The following is a 12,442-nucleotide window of genomic DNA, read 5'->3' as shown; positions in this document are numbered from 1 at the left end:
TTACTTCTTTGAATGAGACCGTTTTTGCTCGAAACAAAAAAGGGTCACCATAATTATTATGGCGACCCTCTTCGCTAAATGGAGGGTGTTTATTTAACAGCCCAAGCGCTTATTTTACTGACCAAGCAATCGTCTCGCCGCCACGGATTGGCACAACAATGTCTGAACCGAAAGGCATTGTTTCAGCAACATTCCACTCTTCTTTAACGAGCGTGATTGTGTCCGTGTTGCGTGGCATACCGTAGAAGTCCGGACCATTGTGGCTCGCGAATGCTTCTAGGTTCTCAATCTTGCCTTCTAAATCGAACACTTCAGCGTACAGTTCAACCGCAGCGTGTGCTGTGTAAGAACCTGCACAACCACATGCTGACTCTTTAGCACCTTTAGCGTGTGGCGCAGAGTCTGTGCCCAAGAAGAACTTCTTGCTGCCGCTTGTCGCAGCTTCGATAAGCGCTAATTGGTGAGTGTTGCGCTTCAAGATCGGAAGGCAGTAGAAGTGTGGCTTAATGCCGCCAACCAACATGTGGTTACGGTTGTAAAGTAGGTGGTGCGCGGTGATGGTTGCCGCTACGTTTTCATTCGCGTTCTTAACGAAGTTTGCTGCATCAGCGGTTGTGATGTGCTCAAGAACAATCTTCAGGTTAGGGAAGTCGTTCACAATCGGCGCTAGCACAGTGTCTAAGAACTGCTTCTCACGGTCGAAGATATCAACATCGTGAGTGGTTACTTCACCGTGAACTAATAGCAACATACCCACTTCTTGCATGGCTTCTAATACGTGGTAGATCTTTTGTGCTGACGTTACACCAGAATCTGAGTTTGTGGTCGCGCCTGCTGGGTAAAGCTTTGCTGCCACTACTGCACCAGACTCTTTCGCTTTGCGAATCTCATCAGGTGTTGTGTTATCAGTTAGGTAAAGTGCCATTAGAGGCTGGAATTGTTCGCTTGGTTGCTCTGCCATGATGCGTTCACGGTAAGCAAGGGCCATTTCGGTATCGGTTACCGGTGGGATGGTGTTTGGCATGATTAACGCTCGACCATTGTAGCGGCTGATATCGCGCACTGTATCTTTTAATACGTCGCCATCGCGTAGATGAACGTGCCAGTCGTCAGGACGAGTAATCGTAAGTTGTGTCATTGAAGGCTCCCACCATTTGAAGTGTTTTGTAGTTGGAGCCTAAACTCGGCGAAATCTGTGAAAGCAATCGCTTACGTTTAGGCGACAGGATGATAGTGGAAAAGCACTTTCATTTCATCCTATTTTTAACTCTTCAGGGGTAGGAGCTTGTTTTTCTGCGTATTTTATTCGGTATTTATTTTCGAAGACGGGCTAGCGAGTTGCTACCCAGAGTCCGTGAATCATTCCTGGTACCCAGAAGAAGAAGGTTAGGATGATGTTAATCAGCAAATCTTTACCTGCGCCACGAGCGAAGAACACACCAACAGGCGGAAGCAGTACACATAAAATGATAATGACGAGTTTGTTCATGATAAATCCTTTTTATTCAATGAAGGTTCAATGCGATAACCGTGTTCAAATTATAGAACGTATGAAGAGTGTTAATGCATTGCTGTCTTAATGTATACAAGACAATGATTTAAACATCTCAAGATATTAGCTTAGTATCAAGTGTTTAATGCATGCCAGTTTATCTATTTACAACCATTTGTTAGCATTGGGACAAACAACAAAACATTGGAATCGTTATGTCGCAGCTATCTTCAGGTCAAAGGGCTTTAGCTCAAAAGTCTTCAGGTAAACAGCCTTCCTTATCTCAAATCAATGTGTTTCCGGTAAAATCAGTGGGCGGCATCTCGCTCTCTTCTGCTTGGGTCGAAAAACAAGGCCTTACCTTCGACAGACGTTTTATGTTGGCATTGGCTGACGGTTCAATGGTCACGGCACGTAAGTACCCAAAGATGGTCAAGGTATCTTCAAGCTTGCAACCAGACGGTTTGATTTTCACTTATGAAGGCAAAGAGCCGCTGCGACTAAAATACGCGAACTTCAAGATGCAAGAAGCGCCAGCAACGGTTTGGAAAGACAGCTTCACCGCTTACACCACAAATGATGAAGCCGATGATTGGTTCAGCGATGTGTTGGGAGTTCGTGTGGAATTACTGTTCTCTGGTGAGCAATCAAATCGTGTGCGTGAAAAACTCGGCCAGAATGTAAGCTTTGCTGATGGCTACCCAATGTTAGTGATCAGCCAAGCATCCCTTGATGAGCTGAATCGCCGCAGCCCTGAAGTCCATTCGATGGATCAGTTCCGCACCAACTTTGTTGTCTCTAATACAGAAGCCTTTGCTGAAGATGGTTGGAAGCGTATTCGAATCGGCGAGGTTGAATTCGAAGCAGTCAAACCTTGTGAGCGTTGTATTCTGACGACGGTGGATGTTGAACGTGGAGAATTTAGAGCAACAAAAGAGCCTCTTAATACCTTCTCGACTTTCAGAGCGAATGAGCGTGGTGGCGTATTCTTTGGTCAGAATCTTGTGGCGAAAAATGAAGGCTTAATCAAAGCTGGTGATGTGGTTGAAGTGCTCGAAATCAAAGAGAAAGAGCACTATGAAGACACTTGGATAGAGTCGTTGCACTTAACTTGTGTTGAACGTGAAGAGATCGCTCGCGACTTTACAACGTTCTGGCTAGAGCCAGCAAAAGAGAACCATTCATTACCAAGCTATCAGCCGGGGCAGCATTTACCGATTGAAATGGTGATTAATGGCGAGAAAGTGTCTCGTCGTTACACGTTATCTTCTAGCCCTTCACGAGCGGGTCGTGTGGCGATATCAGTGAAGCGAGTGGACGATGGCCAAATATCTAACTGGCTCAATGATCATTTCCAAGTGGGCGATACGTTAGTTGCTCAAAATCCAGATGGTGCATTCTACTTAGAAGCAAACCCAACTCACCCGTTATTGCTTTTGTCTGCAGGCAGCGGCATTACTCCAATGTTGTCGATGCTTCGTTACTTGGCAGACCATGGTCAAATTGATGATGTGGTTTTCTATCATCAATGCAGCAGCGAAGAAGATATCCCTTATCAAGCTGAGATTGATCAAATTGCCAATGACCATGCAGGATTGCGTGTTATCTATTCGTTAAGCCAGCCAACGAAAGAGTGGGATGGTTTATCAGGACGTTTGAGCGTGTCGCATGTCGCTAAAATGGAAGAACTACACAAACGCCAAGCGTTCGTGTGTGGTCCTGATGGCTTTATGGATAATGCGAAGAAACTACTGATTCAAATGGGGCTTAATCCTCAGCATTATCATCAAGAAGCATTTGGTGTCGCACAATCAACGGAAGAGACGGTGAAGCAGCTACAGCTAAGTGTTAACGGCTACCTATTCGAAGGTAATAACCAGTCTACTTTACTAGAGCAAGCTGAGTCGGCGGGTGTATCCATTGCATCAAGCTGCCGTGCGGGTTTTTGTGGTGCGTGTAAGGTGACCCTTGAGTCAGGGCAAGTTCACCAACCGGATGTTCCAGCGCTACAAGAACACGAGCGTAACATGGGTCAGATACTGGCGTGTTGCAGTGTGCCTCAAACCGATATCGAAGTTGTTGATTAACGACTCGTTGGTCAAAAGGAAAAGTACTAAAAAGAAAAGGCCGGAACTTCGTGAATGAGCTTCCGGCCTTTTGATTCTTAGACTAATTCAAAAACTAATTAATCGTAGATAGTTGGGATTGGTTGACGCTTGTGCTGTGTTGCTTTGTAGATACTCACTAAGCGATCGGATACGTCTTGAGAAACGGCTTTGCCTTCAAGGAAATCATCGATCTGATCGTAAGAAAGGTTCAATGCTGCTTCATCGGCTTTCTGTGGATCAAGCTCTTCTAGATCAGCGGTCGGTACTTTCTTAACTAGTAGCTCTGGAGCACCTAGCGTTGCTGCAAGTTCACGAACTTGACGCTTGTTCAGGCCAAACAAAGGCGCTAAATCACATGCACCGTCACCGTGTTTGGTGTAGAAGCCAGTGATGTTTTCTGCTGAGTGGTCAGTACCAATCACAAGACCGCCAACGTACCCCGCAATTTCGTATTGTGCGATCATGCGAGCGCGAGCTTTCACATTACCTTTCACAAAGTCGATTTTTGCTGAGTCTGTTGGTAGTAAACCTGTACCTTCTAAAGCTACGTGAGAGGCAGCGTGAAGCCCATCAACACCCGCTTTGATGTTTACAGAAACAGATTGAGAAGGCTGAATGAAAGATAGAGCAAGTTGCGCTTCGTCTTCATCTTTTTGTTCACCGTAAGGTAGACGAACCGCGATGAATTGGTAGTCGTTGCTACCAGCGCTTTCATTTAGGCTATCAACGGCCATCTGTGCTAAGCGGCCACAAGTTGTCGAATCCACACCGCCACTGATACCAAGGATCAGAGACTTGCAGCCTGACTGCTGAAGTTTCGTTTTGATAAAGTCCACACGACGAGTCACTTCGAAGTGAGGGTCAATTGAAGGTAGTACGCGCATTTCGTCACGAATTAACTGTTCCATTCGTATTCCTTTCCTGCAAGCAAATTAAAAATCTAGTGTTATCATACCTAAATCATTCGATTTAAAAACCTCTTTGCACAAGCTTAGAAAGAGAAGGCAGTAATTAATAATGGAAAAAATAGCCATTTTCGGTAGTGCGTTTAATCCGCCGAGCTTAGGGCACAAAAGTGTGATTGATTCGTTGGCTCACTTTGACAAAATTCTACTCGTTCCAAGTATTGCCCATGCTTGGGGAAAAGAGATGCTAGATTTTGATACGAGATGTCAGTTAGTTAACGCATTTATCAGTGATCTTTCACTGGATCAAGTTGAGTTATCATTGATTGAAAAGAGCTTGTTTATTCCAGGTGAAAGCGTGACAACTTATGCTGTGCTCAGTGAACTGCAAAAGTTACATCGTGACGCGGAACTCACGTTCGTCATTGGCCCTGACAACTTCTTTAAGTTCTCATCTTTCTATAAATCAGATGAGATTACCGAGCGATGGTCTGTAATGGCGTGCCCTGAAAAAGTCAAAATCCGTAGTACAGACATACGTAATGCACTGATAAGTGGGATCGATGTTGCAAAACTGAGCACTAAGTCAGTTACAAAAATATTGCAAGATAGCAGTCTGTATACGATAATGTAGGTTGACTAATTCAAGGGATTTGATGGCTATGCTAAAGTGCGCGATACCTGCGACGATGATCATGGCAGCATGCAGTATGCCTGCGTATGCTGAATGTGATTTTTTTAGCTTAGATTCGATCATGCTGACTTCTGATGAAGACTTCAGCTGTTTAGATTTATCCTCGAGCATCGAGTCTTTTGGTCAACGCATGATGGAAATCAGTGGATTGACTGAAGAAGAAGCCGAAAATACGCCGGACTATTGGTCTGATTGGGTTCTTCAAACTAAAGACTCACCGTTGCTGACACAGAGCATTGAATCAAACTATATTGGTTTGGGTATGTGGTTTCCAGAAGACCTCGAAGATGAGCAGTACGATATGTCCACAGAAGAATGGTTGATGAATCACGGCCTTCAACTCAGCATCGGTTTTGGCGAGAAGGTTGACGGGCAGCCGCGTATGCGCTTTGATTATCGTTGGCATGACTCAAGAGACGCTGACCTAATGATGCAGGTCGAATTGCCTTTTTAGACGGGCGAATACACAGATAGATTAATATCTACGTCTAAAATACTAAGAATTAAAAAAGCCGCAAAAAACTTATTTTTTGCGGCTTTTTAGTATCTGGTTTGTTGCTTTCAATATTATCTATAACTTATCGTAAAGCTATAAATCTTCACCGAAAACAAGCATGCACAGCTGTTCGAACTCTTCTTCTTTCCCTGAGAACAAATCATCAATCACAAGCGCACGTTTTTGACCTGATTGCATGCGTTTCTTCGCTTCGCGCATGACCATCACCAAGGTGTGTTCTTGTGGAAGGTTAGAATCATCAATGTTCCATTGATTGAATCGCTGAGACAGGGCACTTTCACAAAGCAGTGGCTTAAACGACAACACTTCTTGCTTTAATACCGAAAGCATATCTTTAAACGCTTGTTCTGTGTTATTGGCATTGGAAGTGCGAGCTTTGGTTTGTTCTAGCTTTTCTAGTAGCGCCGAAGAGAGGTTAGTTTGCGTGATATAACCCGCTTGTCTTGGGAATGAATCCGTCAAACGAACAGAAAAGTCGACACGGTTAACCTGAGTGTTTGGAAAGTAGGTCAGTGACGTTAGGCAGTCGTGTGGAATCCAGACGCTTTGCCCTGGTTCAACGGCATACTCTTGTTTGCCCAGCTTAATCAAAACCAAGCCACTTTGAACCGATACAAGGCTATGTTTAAGTACTTTCTTGCGTGGTGTGATCACCAAGTGTGAAAAGTAAGCCGATGTATATTCAATAGCAAAGTTCATAGATAGTACCTTAATTTTGGGGCGTCAAGATTACCGTTAATCTTAAAGAATGCCAACAATAACAGGGGATTTTCAATGTTTCTGGTCTGACCTTGTCAAAAGTATGGGCTCTGTAGCTGCGAGAAGTCAAAACAACGCGTAGAATGAGCCAGCTTTTTATTATATGAATTAAAAAATGACCTCTCCAAGCGATCCATATGTTGATATTCGTCCTTACGGCGATGATGAAATTCCTGCGGCACTAAACCGTCTTATTAACGATGAAGAATTTATCAGTGCGATTCTGCACTACCGTTTTTCAAACCATGCGTCTTGGTTCAAAACGTTAATGAGTCCAATTCTACGCGTTTACTTAAAAATGAAGTGGAGCAAGCTGACTAGCGTTGAATCCATTCAGATTGAAGTGAAAAAATACTTACGCGACACGCTAGCGAAAACCACCAACGGTGTGACGTACACGGGTGTCGAGTCACTGGATGCAAACCAAGCTTATCTGTTTGTATCAAACCATCGTGACATTGCTATGGATCCTGCGTTGGTAAATTACGCTCTGCATCAAAATAATCATCAGACTTGTCGTATTGCTATTGGTGACAACCTATTGAAGAAGCCATGTGCGACTGAATTGATGCGTTTGAACAAGAGCTTCATCGTAAAGCGTTCTTTGAAAGGACCGCGTGAGATGATGAAGGCGCTAGGGCAGTTGTCTTCTTACATTAAGCACTCTCTAGAAACGGGCAACTCAATTTGGATTGCTCAAAAGGAAGGTCGTGCTAAAGATGGTAACGATTTTACTGAGCCAGCAATCTTAAAAATGTTCCACGTTGAAGGACGTAAGCAAAAAATTGTTTTCCCTGAATACGTGAAGTCATTGAAGATTGTTCCTGTGGCAATTTCTTACGAGAACGACCCATGTGACACGGCTAAAGCGATAGAGCTTTTCGAAAAAGACGTAAATGGTAGTTACGAAAAGGGTGAGTTTGAAGATATCGAAAGTATCATTCAAGGCATCATCGGTAATAAAGGACGCGTTCACGTTGGCTTCGGTCAGGTTATCGACCAAGATTTTGATACCCCTGAAGCGCTTGCTGAAGAGATCGATCGTCAGATCCACGATAACTACAAACTGTTCCCAGTAAACTTGCTGGCAGCAGAAAAAGAAGATGAGTCGATTACAACGGCAGTTAAACAAGAGTTTGAAGCTAAACTATCGAGCCTGCCACAAGGCGCGCGTCAGTACTTAATCGATAGCTACGCGAACCCAGTGAAGAACATTGGTTAACGAGTGTTAGTTAGCTTGTTAGTTGATCAGCAACTTGATTGAATTGAAAAAGGAGCCTTAGGCTCCTTTTTTGTTTCTGAATCGCTACTTGCTACTGTGATCTAGCATTAACGTATTAGAGCAATAGAGCAATAGAGCAATAGAGCAATAGAACAATAGAGCTTTAGCCTGAATTATCGAGCGACTGCGCCACCGAGCTCTAGATTGGTCGGCCATGTGGTTACAGTGTTGCCGCCCAGATAGATGTTGCCTTTGACTGTCATAGTCTCGGGGAATGCAGTAATCCCAGAACCGCCTATATATAAGTCACCATCAATCACGATCCCGTTAGGTAGCTCCGTTAAAGGGGTGCGGATCACGCTCAGATCGCCTTTCACCCTAAAGCCATTCGGTAGCCTTTCCAGTGGAGTATCGGTGAGGTTGATAAAACCGCCCACTCTTACACCTCTTGGCCAGCTGGTAATTTGGCTGCCAATCAATTCGGCGTAACCTTTTATCTTAATCCCGCTCGGGACTCGAGCGAGTTGGCTGTTAGAGCCTTTCAGGCTGCCGTTCACTTCTAACCCTTTGGGTAGGCGTGTGATCGCAGTGTTCTCTATATTGAGATTACCATCGACCACCAAGCCAGTTGGAAGTGATGTATAAGGCTTATTTCGTAGATATAAGTTTCCGTAATTATCGAGATGGTTCAATATTTGATAGTGATCGAGTGGTTCAGCACTGACATTTGTTATGGTTAAGGAACCAATAATAAGTGCAATTATTCTGAGCATAACAGGCTTCTTATTACGATAGACGCTAACACTATAATGGAAAAATTAATCTCGCATAGTGTTTTACCCATTTGGCGGTAGATTAACGAGGAATAGAGCAAAGATGATAGGTAAATCAATGATTAGAGTAAATATACGAATTATTAAGGTCTTTTTGATAGCGGCTTCAATGTTTGGCTCAATGTCTGCGAGTGCCAACAAAGTAATTTCAACGCCCGGTAAAGCAGCAGTGGTGGTGACACAAGGGGGTCAACAGCAACGAGTTTGTTATTACGATGACAAGGCTTATAGCATTGGGGCTGTGTTAGAGGTGGGGGGCGTAGTGATTCAGTGCGCTGCAGAAAACGATTTTGAGCAAAATGGTTCACTGGCTTGGGTTCAATTAAAAAAAGACGAGTAACTCAACTCGTCTTTTAATAAGAATATAAATGCTTATATTAACGCGCTAGAGAGCGAGTCTTAAGTTCAAAAATAATCTTCTCAGCGCTAACTTCAAATTTAAAGCGAGCGTGCAACTCTGTGCTTTCTTCCGTCATCTCTGATGCTTCAAATTCAACGTTGCTAGACACTTGTTTAGCAAGTTCAACGTACTTAGCAAACTCAGCTTCAATAAGTGCTTTTGAGTTTCCATAAACCGTTACTTCAGCAACATCGTCGCCTTCTTTGATGATGAACCCGATTTCGCCTGCACAGCCGCAAGCTTCACATACATCGTTGTTACCAATATCTTGGCTCATATAAATAATCCTCTTACAAAGTCTGAGGTTATTCTAACGAGCAATTTGAACTGTATCTACAAAAATTAAAATCTTTGAACTAATTTGTACTGGTATGCTATGTTGTTTGTTGAAGGGGTTAAATGAATGTGTACATTCGCGTCACTAAATATGTATGTGATCTATCTCATGTTTTGTTGATAAGCAGTGTCATTAATTTGTTAGAATATCATTCAGTTAGTTGCGTCGTAACTAATTTTATAAGACTATCTATTGCTTGATAGGTATTTATACAATGAATTTATTGTTGGGTATTTGATATTCTAAGTTGTTATTTTAGATTAACCACTTAGAGAGGTAAGGTGACTTTTGAAGGATAATTAGACAAAGTGCCCAAAGAGGCAGCACTGTAAAATTGTTCGTACAAAGTATTTGTTGGTATTTAATGGAAATACTTGCGAAAAAATACCTTGCTCACATAATGCTGATAACGATTTTCATTCTGACTTCATTTGATTGAGTTAGATGGATTTACAAAGAGAAGAGCCTGAATATGCCAAAGCGTAGTAAAGAAGATACAGAAATCACGATCCAGAAAATCATGGATGCCGTTGTAGACCAGCTGCTAAGATTGGGTTACGACAAGATGTCATACACGACGTTGAGTCAACAAACGGGTGTTTCTCGTACAGGTATAAGTCATCACTTTCCAAAGAAAACGGATTTTACTGCTGCTCTAGACGGTCGTATTTTCAAGATGTTCATGGAACACATTGACTTCGAAAATGGCCTTGACGCATTTTCAGCTAGCTGGGTTGCAGCACTTGAAGACGCAGAGTTCTTAGCAATCTTACGTTTACTTTTCCATCATATCGTTACTGCTGAGAGCGCACATGAGTTCGCTGCAAACGGTATTGATCGTCTATACAAGCTGACTGAAACTCAGTTTGGCGATACTAGCGGTAAAGAACTAGAGTGGTTGATTGGTAAATCATTGATTCGTATGAGCCAATAATCAGCACTCAATAAAAGAAGCTCCTGCGGGGGCTTTTTTTGTGCCTGTAGTTTCACTTCTTGTGCGTTTTTTTCTCAATCCCCCACACCGATGTCGCTGTATTTCTGATGTGTTGAATGAAGTTATTTCTTTTCTTTTTATATGCTTACGTTCAAGCCTTGTTTCCCTCTCCAGTGTTAAAAGTTAAGTAACTCTAAAGGGTAGTGTGCATTTCTAGAGCCTCAAACGCTCAAGGTGAGGCGTTTTGGTGTTTGCTGCTACGGTTGTTAATAAAATTGAATATAAGCCGAGAGAGTAGCGGTGAGCCAATAAGAAAGCCTCGAAAAAATCGAGGCTTAAGATTACGTCATTGTTATTAAGAACGAATACTCAAAATGAGTCGATCCTTAATCGGAATTATTGCGCGGGGTGAACCTGAGGGAAGCTCATGGTTGGGTGTTTTTCTACGATACTTTTGTAACCATACACATCTTCTATCATCGAAGGTTTCAGCGCATCCCAAGGCTTGCCATCACACACTAAATTGCCATCTTTCAACACCACCAATCGATCGGAATACTGCGCGGCTAAGTTGAGATCATGCAAAACCACGATAACCGCGGCATTGTGGTTATCGGCTAATTCTCTCGCAATCTTTAAGGTGTTGTGCTGGTGGGCAAGATCCAGTGCAGACGTTGGTTCATCAAGCATCAAAATACATTGGTCACCAGAGTGGTGAAGCTGAGTTAATACTCGAGCTAAGTGAACACGTTGTTTTTCACCGCCAGATAGCGAAGGGTAGAGCCTTTTACTCAAGTGAGTCACATCAGCAACATCCATTTTTTGGCTAGCAATGCAGGTCAGCTTCTTGTTGGATTCTTGCAGAGGAATCCCACCAAGCTCGACAACTTCATGTGCCAAGAATGGGAAGGTCAAGGTGCTGTGTTGAGGAAGCATAGCAAGGTGCTTAGCTAACTTGTGAGAAGGCCACTTGTCTTTGCTGTGTCCAAAGTATTGAATATCACCGTTGCTTGATATCTCTTGGCACAAAGCTTTAAGCAGCGTGCTTTTACCTGCGCCATTTGGCCCAAGCAGTGTGGTTACCTTTCCCGCTTCAATCTCAATAGAAACGCCATCTAATATCACTTTATTGCCGAACTTCACTTCGATATCGGTCGCTTTTAACGCTGAAGGAAACATTAAAGGATTCTCCCTTTCTGTTGAAATAGTAGATACAAGAAGAATGGAGCGCCGATAATCGCAGTGACAATGCCTACTGGCAGCTCTGCCGGAGCAAGTACCACGCGTGAGAACATGTCTGCGGCGGTTAACAGTAGTGCGCCTAGTACCGCTGATAGTGGCAACAGAACTCGGTGGTCAGGGCCTGCTAACATGCGACCTAAATGCGGGATAACCAATCCAATAAAACCAATCATGCCAGACAGGCTAACCGTGATACCAACGCCCGCAGCCGTCAGTAGAATTAGCTTTCGCTTGAGTTTTTGTACTGGGATACCAAGGTGTTGTGCTTCTGACTCGCCCAGTAATAGAGCATTTAGAGACATTGCTTGGCGGTAGAACACGACAAATAAACTAACGAGTGTAATTGCAGCAAGTAAAATACCCGACCACTTTGCACCTGCTAATGAACCCATCGACCACAATGAAAGATCGCGTAGCATTTGGTCATCAGCAATGAAATTCAAGAAGCCAATACCAGCACCGGATAGCGCACTGATCGCCACACCCGCCAACAACATGATGGTGACAGAGGTGCCGAATTTACCCGTGCCCAGCTTATACACCAGCAGCGTGGTTAAAGCGCCGCCAAGAAAAGCGAACACAGGAACCGCAGCAAAGTTCATGAAAGCAGGGTATCGAAGCGATAGCTCAGAGAAAAGCACGATGGCCAGAGCTGCACCTAGCGCCGCACCAGCAGATACACCGATGATCCCAGGCTCAGCAAGCGGGTTTCGAAATAAGCCCTGCAAAACAGCACCACATAACGCGAGAATCGCACCAATCAACATACACAAGATGGTTCTAGGTAAGCGAATCTCTTGAATGACTAAGTTAATGTGAGGTGCTAAGTCATTGTTTGGTTGAATTAAGCTCGTAGCGCTGTCCGCTAAGCTAATGTTCATTGGCCCAACAGTGATTGAAAACAGTGCGATGAAGATTAGAGCAGCACCTAGGCCTAGCATCGATGTTTTCAGCGGGACGGATCGTAACAACATAAAGGGCCTCAATGTCCGTCACTAC

14 protein-coding genes are annotated in these 12,442 nt (G+C 43.6%); 6 read left to right on the top strand and 8 right to left on the bottom strand.

Annotated features, from left to right (window positions below):
- Nucleotides 1-109 precede the first annotated feature (109 nt).
- Both pyrC and ITG09_20165 read right to left on the bottom strand, forming a co-directional pair.
- Nucleotides 110-1,138: a dihydroorotase gene (gene pyrC, locus ITG09_20170; GenBank protein UPR53708.1), complete on the bottom strand. Its 1,029-nt coding sequence runs from the start codon at nucleotides 1,136-1,138 to the stop codon at nucleotides 110-112.
- A gap of 192 nt (nucleotides 1,139-1,330) precedes the next feature.
- Nucleotides 1,331-1,489, bottom strand: coding sequence for a YqaE/Pmp3 family membrane protein (locus ITG09_20165; protein UPR53707.1), 159 nt, complete (start codon nucleotides 1,487-1,489; stop codon nucleotides 1,331-1,333).
- A 218-nt stretch (nucleotides 1,490-1,707) separates the two neighbouring features.
- Between ITG09_20165 and ITG09_20160 the strand changes: the two genes are divergently transcribed.
- Entirely contained in the window at nucleotides 1,708-3,579 is a 1,872-nt protein-coding gene (locus ITG09_20160; protein UPR53706.1) for a hybrid-cluster NAD(P)-dependent oxidoreductase, read from the top strand.
- A 98-nt stretch (nucleotides 3,580-3,677) separates the two neighbouring features.
- On the opposite strand, the gene nadE is transcribed toward ITG09_20160, so the two are convergent.
- Complete coding sequence (gene nadE, locus ITG09_20155; protein ID UPR53705.1) at nucleotides 3,678-4,508, bottom strand: ammonia-dependent NAD(+) synthetase; 831 nt, start codon at nucleotides 4,506-4,508, stop codon at nucleotides 3,678-3,680.
- A 109-nt stretch (nucleotides 4,509-4,617) separates the two neighbouring features.
- On the opposite strand from nadE, the gene ITG09_20150 reads away from it, so the two are divergent.
- Complete coding sequence (locus ITG09_20150) at nucleotides 4,618-5,139, top strand: nicotinate-nicotinamide nucleotide adenylyltransferase (protein ID UPR53704.1); 522 nt, start codon at nucleotides 4,618-4,620, stop codon at nucleotides 5,137-5,139.
- A gap of 22 nt (nucleotides 5,140-5,161) precedes the next feature.
- Entirely contained in the window at nucleotides 5,162-5,653 is a 492-nt protein-coding gene (locus ITG09_20145) for a hypothetical protein (protein UPR53703.1), read from the top strand.
- 135 nt (nucleotides 5,654-5,788) lie between these two features.
- On the opposite strand, the gene ITG09_20140 is transcribed toward ITG09_20145, so the two are convergent.
- Nucleotides 5,789-6,415, bottom strand: a complete 627-nt coding sequence (locus ITG09_20140) for an AraC family transcriptional regulator (protein UPR53702.1) — start codon at nucleotides 6,413-6,415, stop codon at nucleotides 5,789-5,791.
- Between the two features lie 175 nt (nucleotides 6,416-6,590).
- Here ITG09_20140 and ITG09_20135 point away from each other — a divergent pair, with 175 nt between their 5' ends.
- Nucleotides 6,591-7,697 (top strand): 1-acyl-sn-glycerol-3-phosphate acyltransferase, encoded by a 1,107-nt coding sequence (locus ITG09_20135; protein UPR53701.1) that lies wholly within the window; start codon nucleotides 6,591-6,593, stop codon nucleotides 7,695-7,697.
- A gap of 173 nt (nucleotides 7,698-7,870) precedes the next feature.
- Here ITG09_20135 and ITG09_20130 read toward each other — a convergent pair whose 3' ends face one another.
- Nucleotides 7,871-8,470 carry a hypothetical protein gene (locus ITG09_20130; GenBank protein ID UPR53700.1) on the bottom strand — a complete coding sequence of 200 codons (600 nt, stop codon included), beginning with the start codon at nucleotides 8,468-8,470 and terminating at the stop codon, nucleotides 7,871-7,873.
- A 103-nt stretch (nucleotides 8,471-8,573) separates the two neighbouring features.
- Here ITG09_20130 and ITG09_20125 point away from each other — a divergent pair, with 103 nt between their 5' ends.
- A complete protein-coding gene (locus ITG09_20125; GenBank protein UPR53699.1) occupies nucleotides 8,574-8,870 on the top strand; it encodes a YnjH family protein in 297 nt (98 codons plus the stop codon).
- 37 nt (nucleotides 8,871-8,907) lie between these two features.
- Here the strand turns inward: ITG09_20125 and ITG09_20120 are convergent, their stop codons facing one another.
- Nucleotides 8,908-9,207, bottom strand: coding sequence for a YfcZ/YiiS family protein (locus tag ITG09_20120; GenBank protein UPR53698.1), 300 nt, complete (start codon nucleotides 9,205-9,207; stop codon nucleotides 8,908-8,910).
- Nucleotides 9,208-9,739: 532 nt separating this feature from the next.
- Between ITG09_20120 and ITG09_20115 the strand changes: the two genes are divergently transcribed.
- Nucleotides 9,740-10,201 carry a TetR/AcrR family transcriptional regulator gene (locus tag ITG09_20115; protein ID UPR53697.1) on the top strand — a complete coding sequence of 154 codons (462 nt, stop codon included), beginning with the start codon at nucleotides 9,740-9,742 and terminating at the stop codon, nucleotides 10,199-10,201.
- A 396-nt stretch (nucleotides 10,202-10,597) separates the two neighbouring features.
- On the opposite strand, the gene ITG09_20110 is transcribed toward ITG09_20115, so the two are convergent.
- Complete coding sequence (locus ITG09_20110; protein UPR53696.1) at nucleotides 10,598-11,380, bottom strand: heme ABC transporter ATP-binding protein; 783 nt, start codon at nucleotides 11,378-11,380, stop codon at nucleotides 10,598-10,600.
- The gene (locus ITG09_20105; GenBank protein UPR53695.1) at nucleotides 11,380-12,417 is read right to left on the bottom strand and encodes an iron ABC transporter permease; all 1,038 of its coding nucleotides are present in this window, start codon (nucleotides 12,415-12,417) and stop codon (nucleotides 11,380-11,382) included. Before ITG09_20105 ends, ITG09_20110 begins: the two co-directional genes overlap by 1 nt.
- Between the last annotated feature and the right edge of the window lie 25 nt (nucleotides 12,418-12,442).

This window comes from Vibrio cyclitrophicus (assembly GCA_023206055.1).
Classification (GTDB): Bacteria; Pseudomonadota; Gammaproteobacteria; order Enterobacterales; family Vibrionaceae; genus Vibrio; species Vibrio cyclitrophicus_A.
This window is presented reverse-complemented; position numbering and strand designations above follow the sequence as displayed.

What these genes read in the sequence shown, in the direction of transcription:
- pyrC (UPR53708.1), bottom strand. Translation starts at nt 1,138, where the DNA reads ATGACACAACTTACGATTACTCGTCCTGACGACTGGCACGTTCATCTA.
- ITG09_20165 (UPR53707.1), bottom strand. Translation starts at nt 1,489, where the DNA reads ATGAACAAACTCGTCATTATCATTTTATGTGTACTGCTTCCGCCTGTT.
- ITG09_20160 (UPR53706.1), top strand. Translation starts at nt 1,708, where the DNA reads ATGTCGCAGCTATCTTCAGGTCAAAGGGCTTTAGCTCAAAAGTCTTCA.
- nadE (UPR53705.1), bottom strand. Translation starts at nt 4,508, where the DNA reads ATGGAACAGTTAATTCGTGACGAAATGCGCGTACTACCTTCAATTGAC.
- ITG09_20150 (UPR53704.1), top strand. Translation starts at nt 4,618, where the DNA reads ATGGAAAAAATAGCCATTTTCGGTAGTGCGTTTAATCCGCCGAGCTTA.
- ITG09_20145 (UPR53703.1), top strand. Translation starts at nt 5,162, where the DNA reads ATGGCTATGCTAAAGTGCGCGATACCTGCGACGATGATCATGGCAGCA.
- ITG09_20140 (UPR53702.1), bottom strand. Translation starts at nt 6,415, where the DNA reads ATGAACTTTGCTATTGAATATACATCGGCTTACTTTTCACACTTGGTG.
- ITG09_20135 (UPR53701.1), top strand. Translation starts at nt 6,591, where the DNA reads ATGACCTCTCCAAGCGATCCATATGTTGATATTCGTCCTTACGGCGAT.
- ITG09_20130 (UPR53700.1), bottom strand. Translation starts at nt 8,470, where the DNA reads ATGCTCAGAATAATTGCACTTATTATTGGTTCCTTAACCATAACAAAT.
- ITG09_20125 (UPR53699.1), top strand. Translation starts at nt 8,574, where the DNA reads ATGATAGGTAAATCAATGATTAGAGTAAATATACGAATTATTAAGGTC.
- ITG09_20120 (UPR53698.1), bottom strand. Translation starts at nt 9,207, where the DNA reads ATGAGCCAAGATATTGGTAACAACGATGTATGTGAAGCTTGCGGCTGT.
- ITG09_20115 (UPR53697.1), top strand. Translation starts at nt 9,740, where the DNA reads ATGCCAAAGCGTAGTAAAGAAGATACAGAAATCACGATCCAGAAAATC.
- ITG09_20110 (UPR53696.1), bottom strand. Translation starts at nt 11,380, where the DNA reads ATGTTTCCTTCAGCGTTAAAAGCGACCGATATCGAAGTGAAGTTCGGC.
- ITG09_20105 (UPR53695.1), bottom strand. Translation starts at nt 12,417, where the DNA reads ATGTTGTTACGATCCGTCCCGCTGAAAACATCGATGCTAGGCCTAGGT.